The sequence below is a fragment of the Flavobacterium sp. RSB2_4_14 genome (genome assembly GCF_051547085.1).
GTDB lineage: Bacteria > Bacteroidota > Bacteroidia > Flavobacteriales > Flavobacteriaceae > Flavobacterium.
On the sequence record NZ_JBPTTL010000008.1, the window covers coordinates 87542 to 112045 of the forward strand.

Sequence of the window (24504 nt, forward strand, 5' to 3'; positions counted from 1 at the left end):
TTTTATTTATTTAGAAAATTGTTTTAAATCGTTTTCAATTCTAGCTAACATCTCGTCAGCCTTTGGTTTGTATTCTGAATCACTGTAATATTTTACGAATCCCATATAGGCAGCTTTTGCCGTAATCAATCTTTCTTCCATTCGCATCGGAATACTATTAATGGCTAAATTATAAGCAGAGTCTAATTTGTAAAATAATGCTTCTTCTTTATAAGGTGTTCCAGGAAAATTAATAATAAAATTGTCAAAAGCAACCATAGCAGCTTTGTAATCTGAAATATTATTATAGGTTTTAGCATTTTCATATGCTTTTAATTCCAGCTTTTCTCTTAATGCTTTAACCAAAACATTTGCTTCTGCAACATTAGCCGATTCAGGGTAAATATCAATAAAATCTTGAAGCTTATCAATTGCTTTGTAAGTATCAGTTTGATCTAAACTATAAACTGGAGATAACTCTGAAAAACATTTGGCACCTAAAAATGCTGATTCCTCAACTTTTTCACTTTTTGGATAACTAGAAACAAAACTTTCAAATTGATAACCTGCTAAATAATATTGTTTTGTTTTGTACAGCGATTGTGCATACATATAAAACATTCTTTCCGCCTGAGGTTTTCCTTTGTAAGCTGGTGCAATTTGATCAAATAATCTTATGGCATTAGTATACTTTTTTGCTTCATACATTTTAGTAGCCTCAATAAACTTAACAGAAATATCTTCTGATTTCAACGCTTTTTGAAAATCGCTACAGGACGAAACGAATAAAACTAATACAAATAAATATAAAACGTTCTTCATTTTTCTTATTGATTCAGTTGATTTTAAAGACATTTCAGAAATTAAAATCCTCCCGAAGTTTAGGGAGCAAATTTAGTTATTAATTGTGGAATACAAAATATTATTTTTGAAGTTCAAAAATATTACATAGTAGAGATTTTATTCGTAAAATTATGCAAACGTTTTGCTAAATCTTCATCAACATTTACCAATGGCAAACGAACAGTATTTTCAGCCAAACCCAATGATTTAAAGACTTCTTTAATTCCGGCAGGATTTCCTTGTTCAAAAATCATATCGATAGAATCTGCTAAAAGATAGTGCAACTTATAGGCTTCATCTACCCTTTTGTTTAAACCTAAATGTACCATTTCTGAAAATTGCTTTGGAAAACCTTCTGCAATTACTGAAATAACACCTGCACCACCAGCCAAAACCATAGGCAAAGTAATCATATCATCACCTGAAATTACCAAGAAATCCTTCGGCGCATTCTGAATTAATTTCATTGCTTGAACAATATCGCCTGCGGCTTCTTTCACAGCAACAATATTTTTAAAGTCATTTGCCAATCTTATAATAGTTGAAGGCAAAACATTACTAGAAGTTCTTCCTGGAACATTATATAAAATAACTGGAATTGGAGAAGCTTCTGCAATAGCTTTGAAATGTTGGTAAATACCTTCTTGGGTTGGCTTATTATAATAAGGAGAAACAGATAAAATAGCCACAAAATCTGAAAAATCTCTAGATTTTAACTCTTCAACAACTTCTTGTGTATTATTGCTTCCAACTCCCAAAACCAACGGCAATCGGTTGTCATTTGCTTCTACAATAGTTTTTATTACCAATTCTTTTTCAGCTTTCGATAATGTTGCCGTTTCTGCTGTAGTACCAAGAACTACCAAATAATCAATTCCATTATCTATCTGAAAATTCACAATAGCTTTCAGTGCTGGAACATCTACAGAAAAATCGTTTTTGAATGGTGTAACAAGAGCAACTCCTGTTCCTATTAATGATTGCATTTTATATTTTATTTAAAATTTTTAAATATTTGAATAGTTCTTCTACAAAAACTTTATAATTTTCTGCATTGGTATTAATCATAAAGTGATTTAATCTCTTATCAACTGTGGCAAAACCAACTTTAAAACTCGCTTTTGAAAGATGTGAAACTAATAATAGTGCGACTTTTTCTGTATCATAATAATTAATCAACAAATCAAAGGGTTCATTGATAAAATCGTTTACTTCTTTTTTGTCAACTGTTGCATGCCAACTCAAATCTTTGTGGCTAAAAACAGGATAATCAAAGGTTTCATTCTTTTTTATTTTATCCTTAAACACTAAAATCTTGATTTTAGTTTCATCAATTCCGTTTTGGATTAACTCATTGACTAACGATTCCCGTTCATAAAAGTATGATTCATCAAAAATAATCCCAACCGTTTTGATTATTGTATCTGAGGATAAATGTTTAACATTTGATAAACTATTTTTAACTATTTTTTTTGTTGAAAAATCCTTTAAATAATTTAAAAACATACTACTTTTACTTGATTTGCAAATTTACTGAAATTAGTATCAAAACCAATGGTAAAACTAAAAAACTATAACGTTGTAATAAAGCTTTTTGTTTTATTATTAACATTTATGACTGCATTTTCCTGTGCGGAAAAAAAATATTATGTAACCAAAATTGAAGGAAAGGAAATTGGCATCACCAATAAAAATGGTGAAGTTGCTCAAATAGAAAACATTATAAAACCTTATCGAGATAAAATTGATGCCGATTTAAATACTGTTTTATCCAATGCTCCAGAAACCATCGATAAATCGGGAGAATGGCAAACTCCTATGGGAAACTTTTTATCTGATATTACTTTTGAAAAATCAAATAAAGTTTTTCAATTGAGAGAAAAAAAAGCAATTGATATTTGCTTATTAAATCATGGTGGCATCCGAACCATAATTCCAAAAGGAAATGTAACTGCCCGAAATGCCTACGAAATAATGCCTTTTGAAAATAGCGCCATTGTCATTGCATTGAAAGGAGAACAAATAATGGAAATGGTAAATTTTATTATTTCGGAAAAAAAACCACATCCTTTGAAAGGAATGACTTTTGTTATTGATAAAAATAATTTGCCAAAAAACATTCTAATTGGTTGTAATCTATTGGACAATAACAAAATCTATTATGTGGTGACTTCTGATTATTTAGCCGTAGGAAATGATAATATGGTTTTCTTTAAAAAAGGAATTCAGAAATTTGATTTAGACTACAAACTACGCAATATTATTATTGACTATTTTAAAGAAAATAAAATAATTGTGGCAAATAAAGACAATAGAATCACTAAAGAATAGCACTATGAAAAGAAGAGATTTTATTCAAAAAACAGCGGCAAGTTCAACATTTTTAGGACTTGGCGGATTGTCATTAAGTAGTTTTAACACTTTAGAAACAAAACATTTAACAGTACTTCATACTAATGATGTGCATAGCTATATAGATCCGTTTCCAGCTAATCATCCTAAAAATCCAAATATGGGTGGTGTTGCCCGAAGAGCTGCGCTGATTGAAAGTATTCGAAAAGAAAACTCAAATGTACTTTTATTAGACGCAGGTGATATTTTTCAAGGAACTCCTTATTTTAATTATTATGGTGGCGAATTAGAATTCAAGTTGATGAGTATGATGAAATATGATTTGGCAACAATTGGCAATCATGATTTTGATAACAGTATTGATGGTTTATATGCGCAATTACCTAATGCCAATTTTGAATTTGTTTCGGCGAACTATGATTTCAAAAATACCATAATGGACGGTCATGTAAAACCCTATAAAATTTTCAATAAAAACGGAATTAAAGTAGGTGTATTTGGACTTGGTATCGCTTTGGAAGGATTGGTTGATAAAAAAAACTATAAAGAAACCGTTTATAATGATCCATTATCAATTGCGCAAGATATGTCAAGAATTTTAAAACAGGAAAAGAAATGTGACTTGGTGATTTGCCTCTCACACATTGGTTATAAATACAAAGACGAACCCAATAAAATTTGTGATGTTAAACTAGCTTCATTAACAAAGGATATAGACTTAATTATTGGTGGTCACACTCACACTTTCCTTGATAAACCTACTGTACTTAAAAACAGTGAAGGCAATGATGTATTAGTAAACCAAGTGGGATGTTATGGCGTAAATCTTGGAAGAATAGATTTTTATTTTGATAGTACTACGAACAAAACGGCACAAGGAAAATCAATTATTGTTTAGCTTTTCTGAAGTAATCACATATTTATACAAAGTATAAAATGCTACTGCATTAAATGACATGGCTAACAATCTGAATAATTGTTGGTATTCATTAGTAAGAAAATATTTTTCTATAAACACAACAAACTGAAGCATCACAAAAAGCAAAGCACTAATCAATAAAATAGAATTTTGCTTAGTATCATTCATAACATAACTTGATAAAGCAACTCCAGCAAAAATTGAAATTAATACGTTTTGAATAATTATCAAATAAAAACTTTCTTGAGGAATATCAACAGTTTCGGTGAATAAATACATGAAAATAAGTAAAAAAGGAGCTGTAGCTATAAGTAAGGGAATAAAATCTTTAATTTTTTGAAATTTAAAAATAAGATATAAAGTAAGTATTCTATGAAATGTGAATACTATTATAGCATAAAATAAACAAATTGGCGTATTTGGAATAAACAGTACATTGGTAATTAATGAAAGTAAAATTGCCAGAATAAAAATCAAATTTCTTTGTGTTGATTCCAGCCAATATAATACCAATAGAATTAATGGAATTAAAGGTTTCAAAACAAATATAGCAGGTTTATATAAGTAATATTCAGAAACAGCTTCAATAATTGCTATCACGAAATATAAAAGAGTAATTGATTTTAATATATTGGCTTTGCTTAACATTGAAAATCGTTTTTTGAAATTTAAAATTAAACAAAAAAAACAATCTACAGGTGTAATACTAATAAAAATAAACCTACACTAATTAGACAGCATGGCTAAAAAATCATTTTCTGAGATGATTGGTATCTTTAATTGATTGGCTTTTTCCAATTTAGCTGGTCCCATATTTTCTCCTGCTACAACATAATCTGTCTTGGCAGAAATGGAACTTCCAACTTTTCCCCCATTGTCTTCAATGGATTTCTTTAAATCATCGCGTGAGAATTTCTCAAAAACACCCGATACTACAAATGTTTTTCCAGCTAATTTATCGGTAGCATTGGGATTGAATTTTTCAACTATTTCAAATTGTATTCCATATTCTTTTAATCGTTTGATAATAGCTACATTTTCAGGATTATCAAAAAACTCTATAACACTTTGAGCTATCTTCTCTCCTATTTCGTCGACCAAAATCAAATCCATCAAAGTGGCATTTTGCAGAGCATCGATAGATTTATAATGTTTCGCTAATTTTTTTGCAACAGTTTCACCAACAAATCGAATACCAATAGCATACAAAACCCTTTCAAAAGGAACTTCCTTAGATTTTTGAACACCATTAACCAAATTCTCCGCCGATTTTTGTGCCATTCTTTCCAAAGGCAAAATTTGTTCAACCTTTAAATCATACAAATCAGCATAATCTTTAACTAAACCATTATTATAAAGCAAGGCAACCGTTTCTCCACCAAGACCCTCTATATCCATTGCCTTTCTGGAAATATAATGCTGAATTCTGCCAATTATTTGCGGTGGACAACCATAAAAATTAGGACAATAATGATTAGCTTCACCTTCTGTTCTAACTAATTCTGTGTGACATTCTGGACAATGCGTTATGTATTTTGTAGGTTCAGAAATAGGATTTCTTTTTACAAAGTCAACCCCAATAATTTTTGGAATTATTTCTCCTCCTTTTTCAACAAAAACAGTATCTCCAATTCGAATATCCAACTTTTCTATTTGGTCAGCATTGTGCAATGATGCTCTTTTTACAATAGTTCCGGCCAGTTGAACGGGTTCTAAATTTGCCACTGGCGTAATCGAACCTGTTCTTCCCACTTGATAGGATATAGAATTTAGTTTGGTTGAAACCTGTTCCGATTTGAATTTATAGGCTATTGCCCATCGCGGCGATTTTGCTGTATAACCCAATTCATCTTGATGTTGGAAGCTATTAACCTTAATTACAACACCATCGGTTTCATAGGGCAATTGATGACGATGAATATCCCAATAATTGATATAATCAAAAACTTCAGTAATTGAACTAGCCAATTTTGCTTCCTTTGGAACTTTAAAACCCCATGCTCTGGCAGCTTCTAGTCCTTCAAATTGGGTAGTAATGTTTAAATTATTGCCAACAATAAAATACAATAAACATTCTAAAGGACGCTTGGCAACTTCTGAACTGTCTTGCAATTTCAAACTTCCTGATGCCGTATTTCTAGGATTAGAATAAGGTGTTTCTCCTATTTCTATCAGCTCTTGATTCATTTTTTCAAACCCTTCAAAAGGCAATATGATTTCTCCCCGAATATCAAATCGTTGTGGAAAACTGCCATTCAATTGCAATGGAATCGATTTTATAGTTTTGATATTAGCGGTAACATCATCACCTTGAAATCCATCACCACGTGTAACAGCACGTTTTAGCTTTCCATTTTCATAGGTTATTGAAATGGATGCGCCGTCATATTTTAATTCGCAAGTGTATTGCAAAGCAACATTTCCTAAAACTTTTTGAATTCTATTTTCCCAATCGATTAAATCTTCTTTAGAATAGGAATTATCTAAAGAATACATGCGATAATCGTGAACTACCGTATTGAAATTCTTTGTTATTGTTCCACCAACTCGTTGTGATGGAGAGTTTTCATCAAAATATTCAGGATGCTGATTTTCTAATTCTTGAAGTTGCTTTAGTTTTTGGTCAAATTCAAAATCGGAAATAGTTGGATTATCTAACACATAATAATTATGATTATGCTGATTGAGTTCATCTCGTAAATCTTGAATTTTTTTCTGAATATCCATAAAAGAAATTGGCTATTTTAGTTGCAAATTGTGAGCACTAAAATAGCCAATATTTTTGAAAAGGAAGAAACTTTACGACTGAATAATTCCGTTAATTTGAAGGTATAATTGTCCATCGCTTAAAATGGCACCTTGAGAAATTAAATCGAAAATGGCAGTATTTCGCTCAGCTTCGTATTCTTTTTTACCCAAATGGATTTCAACGGTTTCAGTAAACATATTATCACTTAGCCATTGTAAACCTTCTTTTTCTAAAAAATTTACTTCTGGATTTAAAGCTTTCAAAACTATGGACTGAATTAATTTTTCTTGACAATGAAAAAGGAAAATATGGTTTTTGGAAAAATGCTCCAAATAATTAGCGTTTTTTAAAACACCTTCCCAAATCAAATCTGAGAAAACGTCCAATTCTTGTTCGGCAACTTCGGGTTTATTAGTTTTTATAGAATCCCATTCTGCCTTATCTATAGCTTGTGTTGCTAGGAAATTACTAAACTCCTGATGTAAGGCTTCAAATTGTTCTTTGGTTAGTCTTTTGTATTTCATTTATACTGAACTCGTTTCAGTATCTATTTTTTAAGATACGATTATTAATAAAAAAAGAATCTGAAATAAATTCAGATTAAAAAAAAATCCCGATCTCGTTTTTTAGAACGAGACGGGACTTTATAATTTGTATTTTGAAATATTACTTTTCAGCTACAATTTCATATGGTAATTCAACCACTACTTCTCTGTGTAATCTAATAGAAGCAGCATATTTACCTATACGTTTAACAACACCACTTGTGATAAATTTTCTATCGATTGGTTGACCCGCAGCTTCTAATGCAGCAGCAATATCAATGTTTGTGATAGAACCAAATAATTTTTCACCACCAGCTTTTGCTGTAATTTTAATTTCTAAAGCTTTCAAAGCTTCAGCTAATTTTTTAGCATCATCTACAACTTTAGCTTCTTTGTAAGCTCTTTGTTTTAAGTTTTCAGCTAAAACTTTTTTTGCAGAAGGTGTTGCTAATTGAGCAAAACCTTGCGGGATTAAAAAATTACGACCGTAACCATTTTTTACAGTTACTACATCGTCTTTAAATCCTAAATTCTGAACGTCTTGTTTTAAGATCAATTCCATGTTGTTGTCCTTTATTAGAGAAGTTAGTCTCGTTGTATTGCAACGAGACAACAACTGTTATGTTATAAAATTATTTTAATAAATCGGCCACGTATGGCATTAAAGCTAAGTGACGAGCTCTTTTCACAGCTACTGACACTTTTCTTTGGTATTTTAATGAAGTTCCTGTTAAACGACGTGGTAAAATTTTACCTTGTTCGTTAACAAATTTCAATAAAAAATCTGCATCTTTATAATCAACGTATTTAATACCTGATTTTTTGAAACGACAATATTTTTTAATTTTATTTGTTTCAATATTTAAAGGAGTAAGATATCTGATATCTCCATCTTTTTTTCCTGAAGCCGATTGTTGTAAAGTTGCCATAATGATTACGCTTTAGATTCTTTTAATTTAGTTCTTCTTCTTTCTGCCCAAGCGATAGCGTGTTTATCTAAACTTACAGTTAAGAAACGCATAACTCTTTCGTCACGTCTAAATTCAGTTTCAAAAGCAAGTAAAGCTTCTCCTGCTAATTTGAATTCGAATAAATGGTAAAAACCACTTTTCTTGTTTTGGATTTCGTAAGCTAGTTTTTTTAAGCCCCAATCCTCTTTCGATATCATCTGTGCTCCTTTTGCAGTAAGAAAATCTTCAAATTTGCTTACTGTTTCCTTTACCTGAACTTCAGATAAAACGGGATTTAAGATGAAAACAGTTTCGTAATGATTCATAATGAATATTGTTAAATTTTAAATTGGGCGCGAAGATATAAAATTCTTTTTAATAATCAATTATAATAATAACGAAATCGTCTAAAAGTAAAAAATATCGTTTAAAAGCAAAAAAAATCGATGAAATGTTAGGTGGATTGAAAAAAAGTTAATATTTTTACAACACCAAATCTATAATAAATAATATTATGAAACTAAATTGTGTTGTTGTTGATGATAGTTCTATCCAAAGGATGATCATTGCAAAGTTAGTAAATAATCACCCTAATCTACATTTAGTAGGTGATTTTTCTAATGCAATTGAAGCAAAAAATTGCATGTCGGTTCATACTGTTGACTTAATTTTTCTCGATATCGAGATGCCAGTCATCAGTGGTTTTGATTTTCTAGACGGATTAAAAGTAAAACCTCAAATTATTTTTATCACCTCTAAGGCAGAATATGCCATGAAAGCATTCGATTATGACGCTACAGATTACCTACAAAAACCGATAGCTCTTGATCGTTTTAACGCTTCTGTTCGTAGAGCAATGGATTTCCATATGCTTAAAAGAGAAAATCAAGAAGAAGAAGGAGAACACATCTTCATTAAAAGTAATTTGAAGAAGCTTAAAATTTACACCAATAAAATTAAGTGGATTGAAGCTTACGGAGATTATGTAAAAGTGGTTACTGAGGAAGATAGCAATCTTGTTCTTTCTACTATGAAATCATTTGAAAACGATTTGTCTAAAGATAAATTTATCAGAGTTCACAAATCTTACATCATTAATATTGATAAAGTAGAACGTTTCAACAGCAAGTTTGCTGAAATTGGGGTTACCAAAATTCCTTTGAGCCGAAACAAAAAAGAAGATTTGATTAAAGCTTTAGCAATTGCTTAATAGAAATCTACATTTACAGTAACTTTTATAGTTCTGTATTGTGATACCACATCAAAACTATTCAGTACTTTCTGGATAGTTTTTTTTGTGCCTTGTACTGAAGTTTCATTCGGGATTTTAATCATTATAGTTCGAATGTATTCATTTCGAATTCGTCCAATAGCAGGTTCTTCAGGACCAAGAACAGGAATTGACAAATGCTGCTTTAACACTTGATACAACCACATCGAACCTTCTTTCAGCTTTTCAAAATCTCGGTGTTTTAATGTCAATTTAATCAAACGATAAAATGGCGGATAAAAATAAATCCTTCTCTCATACAATTGCTCTTTGTACATTCCTTCATAATCATTGTTGGTCACTTGCTGAATAATATTGTGCAACGGATTAAAAGTCTGAATGATTACTTTACCGCGTTTTTCTGCTCTACCAGAACGACCAGCAACTTGTGTCATCATTTGAAAACTTCTTTCAAAAGCCCTAAAATCAGGATGATACAACATATTGTCGGCATTCATAATTCCCACTAAGGTTACATTGTCAAAATCCAATCCTTTGGCCAACATCTGAGTTCCAACCAAAACATCAATTTCTCTATTCTTAAATCCGTCAATGATTTTTTCAAAACTATATTTACCTCGTGTGGTATCTTGATCCATCCGTTTGATATTCTTGGTCGGGAAAAGTTCGGCTAATTCCAATTCAATTTGTTCTGTTCCAAAACCTTTGGTTTCCAAATCAACACTTGCACACACATGACAATTTGTTGGTTTAGCTATTGAATGCCCACAATAATGACAACGCAATTGATTTTTATACTTATGATAGGTCAAACTCACATCACATTGTGGACACTGAGGCACATGACCACAAGTCATGCATTCCAACACAGGCGAAAAGCCACGACGGTTTTGAAATAAAATAACTTGTTCATTATTAGCGAAAGCTTCTGTGATATTTTCAATCAAAGTAGTACTAAAATGCCCTTTAATTTTTTTTCTGAAATAGCCGTCTTTCAAATCCACTAATTGAATTTCGGGCATTTGAACTTGACCAAATCGTTCTTTCAAAGTGACTAAGCCAAATTTTCCTGATTGCGCATTGTAATAGGTTTCAATACTTGGCGTTGCTGAACCTAATAAAACTTTAGCTTGATGAGCATTGGCTAAAACAATTGCAGAATCTCTTGCATGATATCTTGGTGCTGGATCTTGTTGTTTGAACGTTGGTTCATGCTCTTCATCAACTATAATTAATCCTAAATTTGAAAACGGTAAAAACAACGCCGACCTTGCTCCTATCACCACTTGTGCTTTTTCGGACGAACTTAAAACTTGGTTCCAAACTTCTACTCTTTCGTTGTTGCTGTATTTAGAATGAAAAACGGCTACTTTATTGCCAAAATGTTTTGTCAAACGAGCCACCAATTGAGTAGTCAAAGCAATTTCTGGCAGTAAATACAATACTTGTTTTCCTACCCCAATATAATTTTCAATAAGTTTAATGTAGATTTCAGTCTTTCCGCTTGAAGTTACACCGTGTAATAAGCAAACTTCCTTTTCGGAAAATGACTTTTCAATTTCATCATACGCCTTTTGCTGTGCTTTACTTAACGATAATTCATTTTCTTGCTTGTTTTTATCAAAATTAATTCTGTCTTCTTGAATATAATATTCCTCAAAGATTTGTTTATCGACCAAAGCTTTTACAATTGCACTAGATGCTTTTGCTGTTTCCGCTAATTGTTTTACCGAAATTGGCTTTTTATCAAGTGCTTGTAACTGGAAATACTGCAACACCAACTCTTTTTGTTTGTTGGCATTTTTATTGAAATTATCCAATAAGGCTATTAATTTTTCTTCCGAAAGATAATTTTCATGCAATCGAATATACCGAATGAGTTTGGGTTTGTATTCCTCTTGAATTTCTTCTTCTAGTGAAATGATGTTTTTATGAATCAGTTTTTGAATAACTGGCAGAACCGTTTTCTTGTTGAGAATATCAATAATGTTTTGAACCTTCAACGAAGACTGGCTTTGCAATGCTTCATATATCAAAAACTCATCGTCCGAAAGTTCACCTTCATTGATAAGAGTTTCTTTTCGTTGGGAAATAATCGTTTCACTTTCTAGTAACAATGCCGAAGGCAAAGCACCACGATATACATCACCAATGTTACACATATAATAGGACGCAATCCAAAACCAATGATTGATTTGAAATTCGTTTACAATTGGTTTTTCATCGAGGATTTGGTTAATTTCTTTAGCTTCGTATAATGTTGGTGCCGTTTGATGCAAGTCGATTACAAGCGCTGTGTAGATTTTATTTTTAACTGGAACTGCTACTCGAAAACCTTTTTTAATATAACTATATTCAGATTCTGAAATACTGTAAGTAAATGTTTTAGGCAGTGATAAAGGAAGTATAACTTCAATGAAATAATTCATTTTTTTACTGATTATTTATATCTAATCCAGTTTTGTGATCTACCAAAAAGAGAAATACCAATATAACCACGAACTATCAATTTATCTTTACCTTCCATAGAAATTTTACAATTATAGGAACTTCCATTCTTTGGGTCTGTAATTTTTCCTCCTTCATAAATGGCACCACTTTTTTTCAACCCTTTGATTATGATTAAACCTAAAATTGGTTTATTTTTATCTTCTCCTTCACATTTTTCGCATTTGCGATGTCTGTGTTCCGATTCGAAAATCTCAATAATTTTACCGTATACTTTTCCTTGTTTTTCAAAAATCTCGACGATACTTTTTTCCTTTCCTGTTTCGTCATCAATCGTTTTCCATTTTCCAAGTATGGATTGTGAAAAACCAATTTGGCTTGTAAAGAATAGTAGAATGTAAAGTGTTTTTAGTTTCATAGCGTATCAAGTTCTTTTTGTTTTTCTCTTTTTATGTGGTGAATGGAAGCATTTAAATCAAATCCTAAAAGCAAAACCATACAGTTAATCCAAAGGTAAAACATGACAATAAGTAATGTCCCGATTGATCCATAAAGTTCATTGTATTTTGAAAATTCAACAACCCAAATCCCGAAGAAATATGAAGATATTATAATCAAAATGGTAGTAAAAACAGAACCTATAGAAATAAAAGCTCTATTTTTTTCTCTCTTAACTCCAAATTTAAATAATAATGAAGTGGCTATCAAAATCATCAGAATCACGAAACTGTACCGTCCAATTTCTATCAAATGAATTTTATCTGATAATACATCTTGAATTTTTGTTATTTGAATAAAAACCTCAAAAATAACAATTGCTGCAACTGTAATTATGAGTAAAAAAGACAATAAAAGTGACAGTGCTAGTGATACTAAATATTGTCTCACAAATTTTCTTTTCAAAGAAATATGAAAATGATGTGAACTTTCAAAACCGCCCAAAATAGCATTTATACCATTGGTCATCAAGAAAATTGCCATTATAAAACCTGTTGAAAGTAAACCACTGTGACTGTTGTGCAAAATGTCATTTATAATTTTAAAAATAGCGTCATACGTTGTAGGTGGAACACTTTGCTGCACAAAACCTAGAAAGTCATCTTGGAAGCCTTCTATTGGTATGTAAGGAATGAGATTTAAAATAAAAAGTGCAAAAGGAAACAATGCCATAAAAAAGCTAAAAGCAATGGCTGCAGCACGATAGGATATTTCACCTTCAATAATCCCAACTATATACAAATCCAGTAATTCATATAAAGACAAACCATGAAGCCAAGGCAGTTTTATTTTTTTTAGTAAAAAAACAAGTTGCTTTATTACAGGTAGATTATTGATTTTTCGTTGTGTGATTTCAGACATTTGCTAGCTATTAAAATGCTTTTAAGCTTAAATCCATGTTGTAAACCGAATGCGTTAATGCGCCAGAAGAAATATAATCAACACCGCATTCAGCATAGTGACGAATTGTCTTTTCATTGATATTTCCCGACGATTCCGTTAAACATTTATTTCCAATTAATTCCACTGCTTTTTTTGTATCCTCAAAGTTGAAATTATCAATAAGAATTCTATAAACACCTTCATTGCTAAGTATTTCTTGGATTTCGTCTAGATTTCTGGCTTCTACAATTATTTTTAAATCGAGATTATTTTTTTTCAAAAAAGCTTTAGTTTTATCAATAGCCAATGAAATGCCACCAGCAAAATCATTGTGATTGTCTTTGAGCATTATCATATCATACAAAGCAAAACGATGGTTTTCGCCGCCACCAATTTTTACTGCCCATTTTTCACAAGCGCGAAATCCTGGCGTTGTTTTGCGAGTATCTAAAATTTTGGTTTTTGTTCCTTCCAAAAGTTGGACATATTGATTTGTCTTCGTAGCAATGGCCGACATTCGTTGCATAGAATTCAACACCAATCGTTCTGCTTTCAAAATAGATTGTGAACTTCCAAAAACATGAAAAACAACATCGCCATGTTTTACTACTGAACCATCTTGAATAAAAGTTTCAATTTCCAATGTTGGATCAACATTTTCAAAAATCATTTTAGCAAATTCGACTCCGGCAATGATTCCAATATCTTTTACTAAAAGTTTTGCTTTTCCTTTGGCAGAATCAGGAATACAAGCTAATGAGCTATAATCGCCTGGACCAATATCCTCACGAATGCCATTTTGAATAATTATATCGAGTTCTGCTTGAAACTGTTTCTCTGAAATCATTTTGCAACTATTGATTGGCTAAATTACTATTTAATTTACGGATTTAAAAATGAAAATTGAATTTGAATTTCTATTTTTGCACAACAACACAACAACTCATGTACAAATTACTCATTCGTCCTATTTTATTTTGGTTTGACCCCGAAGAAGTGCATTACTTCTCCTTTAGTTTTATCAAATTTATTTCTAAAATTCCCTTTGTTCCTAATCTATTAAAATCAATATACGAAGTAAAAGATTCTCGATTGGAACGTGAAGTTTTTGGACTAAAATTTAAAAATCCTGTTGGTTTGGCTGCTGGTTTTGATAAAGATGCAAAATGTTATAAAGAACTTTCCAACTTTGGTTTTGGGTTTATTGAAATTGGAACTTTAACCCCAAAAGCTCAAGACGGAAATCCGAAGAAACGTTTATTTCGGTTGAAAGAAGACAGTGCTATCATCAATAGAATGGGTTTTAATAATGGCGGTGTTGAAGAAGCTGTTATACGATTAATGCAAAATAATGGCGTATTGATTGGCGGAAATATTGGGAAAAACAAACTTACACCAAATGAAGAAGCTGTTGATGATTATGTAATTTGTTTTGAAAAACTTTTTGATTTTGTTGATTATTTTGTTGTCAACGTAAGTTCACCCAATACCCCAAACTTAAGAGAATTACAAGAAAAAGAGCCGTTAAAAAAGTTATTAAACACTCTGGAAAACAATAAACTACAAACTACAAACCATAAACCTATTTTACTAAAAATCGCACCCGATTTAACTGACGAACAGCTTCTAGACATCATAGCTATTGTAAACGAAACCAAAATTGCAGGTGTAATTGCTACTAATACAACCATTTCGAGAGAAAATCTAATATCTGAAAATAAAACAGAAACAGGTGGTTTATCTGGAAAACCATTAACACATCGCTCAACGGAAGTTATTCGGTTTCTTTCTGAAAAAAGTAATAAAGCATTTCCAATAATTGGTGTTGGTGGCATTCATTCTGCCGAAGATGCGTTGGAAAAATTGGATGCTGGGGCAAGTTTAGTGCAACTTTATACGGGATTTATTTATGAAGGACCAAATTTGGTGACTGAAATCAATAAAGCTATTTTGAGAAAATCTTTATAACTTAGCCACACCAAATTCAAACCATTGAAACAACTTGTCAAAATCATAGAATGTCCACGTGATGCCATGCAAGGCATCAAAACTTTTATTCCAACAGAATTGAAAGTACAATACATTCAATCTTTATTGCGAGTAGGTTTTGATACGATTGATTTTGGAAGTTTTGTATCACCAAAAGCCATTCCGCAAATGCAAGATACAGCCGAAGTTTTGGCACAATTAGACTTATCGCAAACACAAAGTAAATTACTGGCTATTATTGCCAATACACAAGGCGCACAATTGGCTTCGGTTCACAAGGAAATTCAGTATTTGGGTTTTCCTTTTTCTATTTCCGAGAATTTTCAAATGCGAAACACGCACAAAACTATTGCTGAAAGTCTAATAACACTTCAAGAAATTTTGGATATTGCTAATGCAACGAACAAAGAAGTTGTTGCCTATCTATCCATGGGTTTTGGAAATCCTTATGGTGATTTATGGAATGTAGAAATTGTAGGTGAATGGACAGAACGATTGGCCAATATGGGTGTTAAAATTCTATCTCTTTCTGACACTGTTGGTAGTTCTACTCCAGAAGTTATTGATTATTTATTTTCCAATTTAATTCCAAAATATCCCGAAATCGAGTTTGGAGCACATCTTCACACCACTCCAGACAAATGGCACGAAAAAGTAGATGCTGCCTACAAAGCGGGTTGTCGAAGATTTGATGGTGCAATACAAGGTTTTGGAGGTTGTCCAATGGCGAAAGATGATTTAACGGGTAATATGCCAACCGAAAAACTCCTCTCCTATTTTACTATTCAACAAGAAAATACAAACATAAGACCAATGAGTTTTGAAAGTGCTTACAATGAAGCTTCAAAACTATTTAGTGCTTTTCACTGATACTTTTTCCTTTTAATAGCTTTATAAATTTCTACCCACATTACCGAGATAAATCCAACTAAAATACTCATTCCTAGTTGTGTTAATGATATGGTATCAAAGAGGAAAAACCTTGTAAACATTGGAACAATTAATAACAAACTTGTTATAAAAATAGTTATTCCAATAATCAAAGGAACAAGATTATTTTTATAAAAAATGGTGGTGAAAATGGAATAATAAAAAGAACGATTTGCCAAGGTAAGAAAAACATTGGAAGCAATTAAAGTCAAAAAAATGGTTGTTCGTGTCACTGCTTCTGAACATTGATTATGAACACAATATTGATAGATAAAAAGTAATCCCAACGTAATTACCAAACCTTGAATAATACTAATGATTATTTCTTTTAAATTAAAAAATGTAGACGTCAATGGTCTAGGTTTTTGAAGCATCAAGTTGCGTTCCATAGGTTCGTTTTCATAAATAATAGAACAAGTTGGTCCCATAACTATTTCTAAAAAGATGATGTGAACAGGCGTAAAAATATTTGGATATATCCATCCCAATGCTAAAGGAATAAAAACGATTAAAATAATGGGAATGTGAATTGAAATTATATATTGAATGGCTTTCTTTAGATTAATATATATTTTCCTTCCCATAGCAATAGCATCAATCATTTTACTGAAATCATCGTCTATTAAAATCAGATTGGCAGCTTGTTTAGCTATTTCGGTGCCTTTTTTGCCCATAGCAATTCCAATGTGAGCCGATTTCAATGCCGGACCATCATTAACTCCATCACCTGTCATCGCTACAATTTGATTGTTATCTTTTAGTGCTTGAATAATTTTAAGTTTGGCTTCGGGAAACATTCTAGTAAAAATGGTGGTTTCCATGACTTTAGCTTTTAAAGTAGCTTCATCCATGTCCATCAATTCATCACCATTCAACACTTTATCAGGATTTTTAAAACCAATTTGTTTAGCAATAGTAGTTGTTGTAGCAGCATTATCACCTGTAACAATTTTCACTTGAATTCCAGCTTTATAAAAGGTTTCAAAAACATCTTGAATATTGGCTTTTGGCGGATCATAAAAAGCAACTAATCCTTTGAAAGTGAATTTAAATTCTTGTTGCGTTTTAGGAAAATCATTTCCATTAAAATCAGTAACTCCAATTCCTAAAACTCGGTATCCTTCTTTAGCCATGGTTTCCATTGCAGTCAAAATTTGTATTTTATCATTTTCCGATAAGTTACTCACTTCAATTATTGCTTCGGGTGCACCTTTGGCAGCGATGATTTTTTCATTTTTTGAATTTTTAAAAACATGTGTCATCATAGGTGGTTTTCCGCCTAATGGATACTCATGAATTAATTTATAATTTGGTCTTTCATCACTAGTTTCCAATTTAGAATACGCTTCATGAATGGCTATTTCCATAGCGTCAAAAGGAATAGGTTCGCTAGACCACATAGAATAGCTCAAAACATCTTCGGCTTCTTGATTAAATTTTTTATCAGCGTCAATAATTTCATTGGATTTGAAAATATACAATTGCGCCAAACTCATTTTATTCTCAGTTATAGTTCCAGTTTTGTCGGTACAAATTACAGTGGCACTACCTAGCGTTTCAACAGTTTTAGTCTGCTTGGTAATAATTCCCATTTTCATTAAACGCCATGCACCAAGCGCCATAAATGTGGTAAATGATACAGGGATTTCTTCTGGAATAACGCTCATAGCTATGGTTAATGCTTTTAGCAAACTATCCAAAATAATTTTTGAATGGTAAAAATTCACAGCCCAAACTATTCCAAAAATTACCAATCCGATGATGGACATTTTCTTCACAAAACTGTTTATTTGGATTTGAAGCGGCGTTTTTTCTTCTTGAATTTCTTCTAAACTTTTGCCTATTTTTCCAAGATTAGTTTGATTTCCAATAGCAGTTACTTGACAAATTGCCAATCCTGTTGCTACAATAGTTCCTTGAAACACATGTTTTTCATCTGAAGTTTCATTTTTAAAAACAGATAAAGATTCTCCTGTCAAAATAGATTCGTTAACCGAAAAATCATTGGATTGAATAATGACCGCATCAGCAGGAATAAAAGTTCCTTCTTCTACTTGAATGAAATCGCCTAAAACAATTTCTTCACTGGGAATTTCAATAATTTCATTATTCCGTATAACTTTACTCTTAGGTTGAGATAGTTTTTTTAGAGAATCTATAGCATTTCTACTTCTGGCTTCTTGGAAAAGTGAAATGGCAGCAACCAAAATAATGGCAACCGTCATAAAAATTCCATCTCCATAATCTCCTGTTATGTAATAGATACTTGCTGCAACAACCAATAGTAAAAACATAGGTTCTTTGACCATTTCTATTACTGAAATTAGAAAATGATTTTTCTGTTGGTGTTCCAAAGAATTTGTACCGTTTTTTTGTCTCGAGGAAATTACTTCTTCATTTGTAAGTCCTGTAGTAGTTGTTTTTGCAGTATTCATGTAAAGGAATTGAGAAGTTTTACTAAGTTACTCATTTTTATTGGATTTGAATGTTTTTCAAGAGTTCAAATTAACATTTGTAAAAAACTTCCAACTTCCAACTTCTAACTTCCAACTTTTAATTATATTTGCACGCAATTTAACTACAACTTCAAATTGCAATGAAAGCACACACTTCCAAAATCGTTGGCGAAGGTTTAACCTATGACGATGTACTGCTAATCCCAAATTATTCCGAAGTTTTACCGCGTGAAGTTAATATTCAATCGAAAATATCTAAAAATATTTCGTTGAATGTTCCAATTGTTTCTGCAGCTATGGATACTGTTACCGAAAGTTCTATGGCAATTGCTATGGCTCAAGAAGGTGGAATTGGTGTTTTACACAAAAACATGTCCATTGAACAACAAGCAGCCAAAGTTAGAAAAGTAAAACGTGCCGAAGCCGGAATGATTATCGATCCAGTAACTTTACCTTTAAATTCAACCGTTGGCGATGCTAAAATGTTGATGAAAGAACACGGAATTGGCGGAATTCCAGTAGTAGATGAAAACGGAACATTAAAAGGAATTGTAACCAATAGAGATTTGCGATTCGAAAAAATCAATTCACGTTCTATTTTAGAAGTGATGACATCGGAACATTTGGTTACTGCTGCCGAGGGAACCACTTTGCAAGAAGCTGAAGGAATTCTGCAAGAAAATAAAATCGAAAAATTACCTGTAGTTGATGCCAATTATAAACTGGTTGGATTAATTACTTTTAGAGATATTACCAAATTAGCGCAAAAACCAGTAGCCAACAAAGATAAATTTGGACGTTTGCGTGTCGCAGCCGCACTTGGAGTAACCGCCGATGCATTGGAAAGAGCAACCGCTTTGGTAAATGCAGGTGTTGATGCTGTAATTATCGATACTGCTCACGGACATACCAAAGGTGTCGTTGATGTTTTAAAAATCGTAAAAGCTAAATTTCCAAATTTGGATGTTATTGTTGGAAATATTGCCACTGCCGAAGCTGCTTTGTATTTAGTAGATAATGGTGCTGATGGTGTAAAAGTCGGGATTGGTCCGGGTTCTATTTGTACTACACGAGTTGTAGCTGGAGTTGGATTTCCACAATTTTCAGCCGTTTTAGAAGTGGCTGCTGCGTTACGCGGAAGCGGAATTCCAGTAATTGCTGATGGCGGAATTCGTTACACAGGTGATATTCCAAAAGCTATTGCTGCTGGAGCAGATTGTGTGATGCTGGGTTCATTATTAGCAGGAACAAAAGAGTCACCAGGCGAAACTATTATTTTTGAAGGAAGAAAATTCAAATCCTACCGAGGAATGGGTTCTATTGAAGCGATGGAAGATGGTTCAAAAGATCGCTATTTCCAAGATGTGGAAGACGATATTAAAAAATTAGTACCCGAAGGAATTGTGGGTCGTGTTCCTTATAAAGGGGAACTAAACGAAAGTATGCAACAATTTGTTGGTGGACTTCGAGCTGGAATGGGCTATTGTGGCGCAAAAGATATTCCAACATTACAAGAAACTGGACGTTTTGTTAGAATTACAACTAGTGGTATTGGTGAAAGTCATCCTCATAATGTTACAATTACTAAAGAAGCTCCGAATTATTCGAGATAGAAAACTTCATAATCAGTTTCAATTATTAATTTTTTGGAACTGTTATTTTTCAAAGTCAAAAGGCATAAGTCTAATTTCTTATGCCTTTTTTTATTTTTAAATTAAAAGAAAGAATATTGGTAACTTAAAGACGCTGCATCATAATCGATGTCTCTAGTTTTATTGGCACCTAAATGAAATTGTAACTTCAAAGATTGTGTTTTTGCAATTGGAAATGACCACGTTGCTCCTATTCTAAGATTATCTAAATTATCTCCCGTTTCCACACCATCAACGGTGCTACTTCCACCTTTGTACCAATTGGCATTAAATCCTATCCACATTTGATTTTTAAAATAATAACTGGAATGGAATTGCATGCTTAAAGCTGGTTTTTGTGTCTTTTCTTTATCAATTAGGAATTCATTATTTTTGGTGTAAAACCAAACACCAACATAAGACTCGATATAAAAAGATTTAAATCGTCTAGAAATACCGACTTCGGGTTTAAATGCCCAACGATTTGTTCCCAAATTAACTATTTTTTCTTTAAAATACTGACCAATTGGTACAGAAGTTACTAAACTAGCACCAAATATGGTTTTTTGATTGAACTTAGCGAAATCTTTCCTTTCTAAAGCTGGAGAACCAAACAGATTAACACCAAACCGTATTCGCATATCAGCTAAACCAGATCTATTTCCAGTAGTTTCATCGCCAACTGTTGATGTTACCTTTCCATCCATATAAGTATAAGGTAATACAACTTGAATTCTAGCAAGTTTATTAGCTAAACCAAAAGTCTTAACATAACCTGCTGCAAAATTATGACTTGAAATTTCAAAATTTTCTATTGGTAAAGAAGGATCAGTGACAACATTACCTTGTAAATAGTTGTAGCCTAAAATTACAATATTGAGATTTTTAGGAACATTAGCATATACTCTTGGCTCTAAATCTTGACTAAAGGCAATAGAAGAAAACAAAATCACTATAATGAAAGTGAATGATTTTTTTCTATGTGATGAAGGACGAAATAATCTATGACTACTCGACAAAGCAAAACTTAAAAAAACATTTCTACTAATATTATTAAGAAATCTGTTCACAGTATATTTATATCAATCTAAGTTATAAAAAATGTTTTAAATAGAGTTTGTGTAGAACTTGATTTTGTAAAAAAAGTAATTATTTTCATTATTTGATATTTAAAATAACGATGTCAAATTAAATTAGTAATGCAATTAAATTTTAAATTCACGCATTTATTTTGTAATACCCATAAATTATAGGGGTGTAAATTAAAATGTTTATAAAAATTTAAGCAATATGATTTTTTTTAATGGGTTATTCGTTAATATATATATTTTTGTAAAAAACTAAACACGATGCGAAAAATTATTTTAAGTGTAATTCTTCTAGCCATTTTGGCATTATCCTTTTTTTCTAATGTTATCCTACCCGACAATCCAATTCCATCTGAAGCAATAAAGTTTGATACTGGCGATACAGCCTGGATGATTGTTGCAACAGCTTTGGTTTTATTAATGACACCAGGTTTGGGCTTTTTTTATGGCGGAATGGTTGGAAAGAAAAACGTAATTAGCACTATGCTTCAAAGTTTTATGGCAATGGTAATCGTTAGTTTGTTATGGATTGTTGTTGCATATGGGTTGTGTTTTGGTCCATCAATAGGCGGATTTATTGGAAATCCTATCCCAAATTTATTTTTTAATAATGTTGGAACTACTTCAACTTGGCCGTTGGCTCCAACAATTCCTTTGCTATTGTTTGCTCTTTTTCAAGTTAAGTTTGCTATAATTACACCAGCGCTTATTACCGGTGCCTTTGCTGAAAGAATTCGTTTTTGGTCGTACTTATTGTTTATGGTTTTGTTTATTCTATTTGTTTATACGCCACTTGCTCATTGCACTTGGCATCCTGATGGGATATTCTTTAAAATGGGAGTTTTAGATTTTGCTGGCGGAACTGTGGTACACATGAGTGCTGGTTGGGCTGCATTGGCTGGAGCTATTTTTTTAGGAAAAAGAAAAAATCAAAAAACAAATCCTGCCCGAATTACCTATGTTTTATTGGGCACAGGATTACTTTGGTTTGGTTGGTTTGGTTTCAATGCAGGTTCAGCTATGGGAGCAAATGGTCTTGCTACACAAGCATTAGGAACTACAACCGTAGCTGCAGCTGCGGCTTCAATGGCTTGGGTTTTCTTGGATAAAATATTAGGACACAAACTTTCTGCAATGGGAGCATGTATTGGTGCTGTTGTGGGTTTAGTAGCTATTACTCCAGCAGCAGGTTATGTTAGTATTGCACATGCTATAACCATTGGAATAGTGTCTAGTATTGTTAGCAATTTTGCAGTAAGTAAATTTCCGAAAGGAAAGATAGATGATGCGCTTGATGTTTTTGCCTGCCATGGTGTTGGTGGTATGACAGGAATGATTTTGACGGGTGTTTTTGCCTCAAAAGTAATAAATCCAGCAGTTGTAGATCAAGGATTGCTATTTGGAGAAACTAAATTATTTTTAAATCAAATGACTGCTTTGGTTTGTGTATCTATTTTTGCTTTCACAGCATCTTATGCTCTTTTTTATATTACCAACAAAATCTCAAGATTGCGAGTAAGTGAAGACAAAGAAGAACTAGGTTTAGACATCACGCAACATGGCGAATACTTATAAAATGAAAAGCTGCTAAAAAATTAATTTAGCAGCTTTTTTTTGACTAATCAAGTTATATACCTAAATAATTACTTGGTGAAATTTGCATCAATTCTGCTTTAATTTCATCAGAAACTTGTAAAGTTCCAATAAATTTATGAATCGATTCTTTAGTGATAGCAGCGTTGGTTCGCGTCAATCCTTTCAACGCTTCATAAGGATTTGGATACCCTTCGCGTCGCAAAATAGTTTGAATAGCTTCGGCAACTACTGCCCAATTTTTTTCTAAATCTTCTGCAAACTTTGGTTCGTTTAACAACAATTTATTCAATCCTTTCAACGTAGAGTCAAATGCTATGAGTGTATGACCAAAAGGAACTCCTATATTTCTCAAAACCGTACTATCAGTCAAGTCACGTTGTAATCTAGAAACAGGTAGTTTGGCCGAAAGATGTTCAAAAATAGCATTGGCAATTCCTAAATTCCCTTCCGAGTTTTCAAAATCAATAGGATTTACTTTGTGTGGCATTGCCGAAGAACCAATTTCTCCTTCTTTAATTTTTTGTTTGAAATAATCCATGGATACATAAGTCCAAATGTCTCTATCCAAATCAATAACAATGGTATTAATTCTTTTTAAGGCATCAAAAAATGCCGCAAAATGATCGTAATGTTCTATTTGTGTTGTTGGAAATGAATGCTGTAGTCCTAATGTATTTTCTACAAAGGTGGTTCCAAATTGTTTCCAATCTACATTTGGATAAGCCACATGATGTGCATTGAAATTTCCAGTGGCACCACCAAATTTAGCTGCAAAAGGAATATTAAATAACAATCGCATTTGCTCTTCCAAGCGCTCATCAAAAACCAATATTTCTTTTCCTAAACGCGTTGGAGATGCTGGCTGACCGTGTGTTCTGGCTAACATTGGAATGTCCTTCCATTCAACACTTAATTCTTTTAACTTAGTAATTAACCCAATTAAACTTGGTAAATAAACTTGTTCAAAAGCTTCTTTAGTTGAAAGTGGAATAGCCGTGTTGTTAATATCTTGAGATGTTAATCCGAAATGAATGAATTCTTTGAACTCACTTAAACCAAGTGCTTCAAATTTATCCTTGATAAAATACTCAACTGCTTTTACATCATGATTGGTTGTTTTCTCGGTTTCCTTAATTACCAAAGCATCTTCGGTAGTGAAATTTAAATAGACATTTCTAAGAGATTCATAACTGTTTCTGTTTACATTTTTTAATTGAGGTAAATCACTATCACATAAAGCGATAAAATATTCTATCTCAACTAAAACTCTGTATCTAATTAACGCTTCTTCAGAGAAAAAAGTAGCCAATGATTTAGTGTTCTTTCTATATCGTCCGTCAATTGGTGAAATGGCATTTAGTGTAGTCAGTGACATTTGTTGTGTTGTTTTTGTTGTGATGCAAAAGTAAGGAATAGTG

General features: G+C 32.2%; 23 protein-coding genes. 7 read left to right on the forward strand and 16 right to left on the reverse strand.

Annotated features, from left to right (window positions below; translation table 11 throughout):
- Positions 1-6: 6 nt before the first annotated feature.
- From ACSVH2_RS12770 to ACSVH2_RS12780, 3 genes are all read right to left on the reverse strand, one after another.
- Positions 7-801, reverse strand: a complete 795-nt coding sequence (locus tag ACSVH2_RS12770; protein WP_438093567.1) for an outer membrane protein assembly factor BamD — start codon at positions 799-801, stop codon at positions 7-9.
- Between the two features lie 122 nt (positions 802-923).
- Positions 924-1808 (reverse strand): 4-hydroxy-tetrahydrodipicolinate synthase, encoded by an 885-nt coding sequence (gene dapA, locus ACSVH2_RS12775; RefSeq protein ID WP_438093568.1) that lies wholly within the window; start codon positions 1806-1808, stop codon positions 924-926.
- Between the two features lies 1 nt (position 1809).
- Entirely contained in the window at positions 1810-2328 is a 519-nt protein-coding gene (locus ACSVH2_RS12780; protein ID WP_438093569.1) for a DUF6913 domain-containing protein, read from the reverse strand.
- Positions 2329-2436: 108 nt separating this feature from the next.
- Here ACSVH2_RS12780 and ACSVH2_RS12785 point away from each other — a divergent pair, with 108 nt between their 5' ends.
- Together ACSVH2_RS12785 and ACSVH2_RS12790 are read left to right on the forward strand one after the other, a co-directional pair.
- The gene (locus ACSVH2_RS12785; RefSeq protein WP_438093570.1) at positions 2437-3153 is read left to right on the forward strand and encodes a 5'-nucleotidase C-terminal domain-containing protein; all 717 of its coding nucleotides are present in this window, start codon (positions 2437-2439) and stop codon (positions 3151-3153) included.
- A gap of 4 nt (positions 3154-3157) precedes the next feature.
- Positions 3158-4072 carry a bifunctional metallophosphatase/5'-nucleotidase gene (locus ACSVH2_RS12790; protein WP_438093571.1) on the forward strand — a complete coding sequence of 305 codons (915 nt, stop codon included), beginning with the start codon at positions 3158-3160 and terminating at the stop codon, positions 4070-4072.
- Here the strand turns inward: ACSVH2_RS12790 and ACSVH2_RS12795 are convergent.
- From ACSVH2_RS12795 to rpsF, 6 genes are all read right to left on the reverse strand, one after another.
- Positions 4058-4741, reverse strand: a complete 684-nt coding sequence (locus tag ACSVH2_RS12795; protein ID WP_438093572.1) for a lysoplasmalogenase family protein — start codon at positions 4739-4741, stop codon at positions 4058-4060. The genes ACSVH2_RS12790 and ACSVH2_RS12795 overlap by 15 nt on opposite strands.
- 78 nt (positions 4742-4819) lie before the next feature.
- Positions 4820-6820, reverse strand: a complete 2001-nt coding sequence (ligA, locus tag ACSVH2_RS12800) for an NAD-dependent DNA ligase LigA (RefSeq protein WP_438093573.1) — start codon at positions 6818-6820, stop codon at positions 4820-4822.
- 72 nt (positions 6821-6892) lie between these two features.
- A complete protein-coding gene (locus ACSVH2_RS12805) occupies positions 6893-7366 on the reverse strand; it encodes a DUF6495 family protein (protein ID WP_438093574.1) in 474 nt (157 codons plus the stop codon).
- A 142-nt stretch (positions 7367-7508) separates the two neighbouring features.
- Positions 7509-7949, reverse strand: coding sequence for a 50S ribosomal protein L9 (rplI, locus tag ACSVH2_RS12810; protein WP_438093575.1), 441 nt, complete (start codon positions 7947-7949; stop codon positions 7509-7511).
- A 70-nt stretch (positions 7950-8019) separates the two neighbouring features.
- Positions 8020-8316, reverse strand: a complete 297-nt coding sequence (gene rpsR / locus ACSVH2_RS12815; protein ID WP_342696567.1) for a 30S ribosomal protein S18 — start codon at positions 8314-8316, stop codon at positions 8020-8022.
- Between the two features lie 5 nt (positions 8317-8321).
- Positions 8322-8663, reverse strand: coding sequence for a 30S ribosomal protein S6 (rpsF, locus tag ACSVH2_RS12820; RefSeq protein ID WP_438093576.1), 342 nt, complete (start codon positions 8661-8663; stop codon positions 8322-8324).
- A gap of 188 nt (positions 8664-8851) precedes the next feature.
- Between rpsF and ACSVH2_RS12825 the strand changes: the two genes are divergently transcribed.
- On the forward strand, positions 8852-9547 hold the full coding sequence (locus ACSVH2_RS12825; RefSeq protein WP_438093577.1) for a LytR/AlgR family response regulator transcription factor: 696 nt from the start codon (positions 8852-8854) through the stop codon (positions 9545-9547).
- Here ACSVH2_RS12825 and priA read toward each other — a convergent pair.
- The 4 genes from priA to nadC are packed head-to-tail and all read right to left on the reverse strand — an operon-like array spanning position 9544 to position 14243.
- Positions 9544-11997 carry a replication restart helicase PriA gene (priA, locus tag ACSVH2_RS12830; RefSeq protein ID WP_438093578.1) on the reverse strand — a complete coding sequence of 818 codons (2454 nt, stop codon included), beginning with the start codon at positions 11995-11997 and terminating at the stop codon, positions 9544-9546. The two genes, ACSVH2_RS12825 and priA, sit on opposite strands and share 4 nt — an antisense overlap.
- Before the next feature lie 11 nt (positions 11998-12008).
- On the reverse strand, positions 12009-12434 hold the full coding sequence (locus ACSVH2_RS12835) for a DUF2147 domain-containing protein (RefSeq protein ID WP_438093579.1): 426 nt from the start codon (positions 12432-12434) through the stop codon (positions 12009-12011).
- A complete protein-coding gene (locus ACSVH2_RS12840; RefSeq protein ID WP_438093580.1) occupies positions 12431-13375 on the reverse strand; it encodes a YihY/virulence factor BrkB family protein in 945 nt (314 codons plus the stop codon). The genes ACSVH2_RS12835 and ACSVH2_RS12840 overlap by 4 nt, the downstream gene beginning before the upstream one ends.
- Positions 13376-13385: 10 nt before the next feature.
- Positions 13386-14243: a carboxylating nicotinate-nucleotide diphosphorylase gene (gene nadC, locus ACSVH2_RS12845; RefSeq protein ID WP_438093581.1), complete on the reverse strand. Its 858-nt coding sequence runs from the start codon at positions 14241-14243 to the stop codon at positions 13386-13388.
- Positions 14244-14341: 98 nt separating this feature from the next.
- Here nadC and ACSVH2_RS12850 point away from each other — a divergent pair, with 98 nt between their 5' ends.
- Both ACSVH2_RS12850 and ACSVH2_RS12855 read left to right on the forward strand, forming a co-directional pair.
- On the forward strand, positions 14342-15364 hold the full coding sequence (locus ACSVH2_RS12850; RefSeq protein WP_438093582.1) for a quinone-dependent dihydroorotate dehydrogenase: 1023 nt from the start codon (positions 14342-14344) through the stop codon (positions 15362-15364).
- Between the two features lie 24 nt (positions 15365-15388).
- Positions 15389-16255: a hydroxymethylglutaryl-CoA lyase gene (locus ACSVH2_RS12855; RefSeq protein WP_438093583.1), complete on the forward strand. Its 867-nt coding sequence runs from the start codon at positions 15389-15391 to the stop codon at positions 16253-16255.
- On the opposite strand, the gene ACSVH2_RS12860 is transcribed toward ACSVH2_RS12855, so the two are convergent.
- On the reverse strand, positions 16249-18750 hold the full coding sequence (locus tag ACSVH2_RS12860; RefSeq protein WP_438093584.1) for a cation-translocating P-type ATPase: 2502 nt from the start codon (positions 18748-18750) through the stop codon (positions 16249-16251). The two genes, ACSVH2_RS12855 and ACSVH2_RS12860, sit on opposite strands and share 7 nt — an antisense overlap.
- 161 nt (positions 18751-18911) lie before the next feature.
- Between ACSVH2_RS12860 and guaB the strand changes: the two genes are divergently transcribed.
- Entirely contained in the window at positions 18912-20384 is a 1473-nt protein-coding gene (gene guaB / locus ACSVH2_RS12865) for an IMP dehydrogenase (RefSeq protein ID WP_438093585.1), read from the forward strand.
- A gap of 101 nt (positions 20385-20485) precedes the next feature.
- Here the strand turns inward: guaB and ACSVH2_RS12870 are convergent, their stop codons facing one another.
- Positions 20486-21472 carry a transporter gene (locus ACSVH2_RS12870; protein ID WP_438093586.1) on the reverse strand — a complete coding sequence of 329 codons (987 nt, stop codon included), beginning with the start codon at positions 21470-21472 and terminating at the stop codon, positions 20486-20488.
- 279 nt (positions 21473-21751) lie between these two features.
- Here ACSVH2_RS12870 and ACSVH2_RS12875 point away from each other — a divergent pair, with 279 nt between their 5' ends.
- Positions 21752-23065, forward strand: coding sequence for an ammonium transporter (locus tag ACSVH2_RS12875; protein WP_438093587.1), 1314 nt, complete (start codon positions 21752-21754; stop codon positions 23063-23065).
- Positions 23066-23117: 52 nt separating this feature from the next.
- On the opposite strand, the gene purB is transcribed toward ACSVH2_RS12875, so the two are convergent.
- A complete protein-coding gene (gene purB, locus ACSVH2_RS12880; protein ID WP_438093588.1) occupies positions 23118-24461 on the reverse strand; it encodes an adenylosuccinate lyase in 1344 nt (447 codons plus the stop codon).
- Positions 24462-24504: the final 43 nt, after the last annotated feature.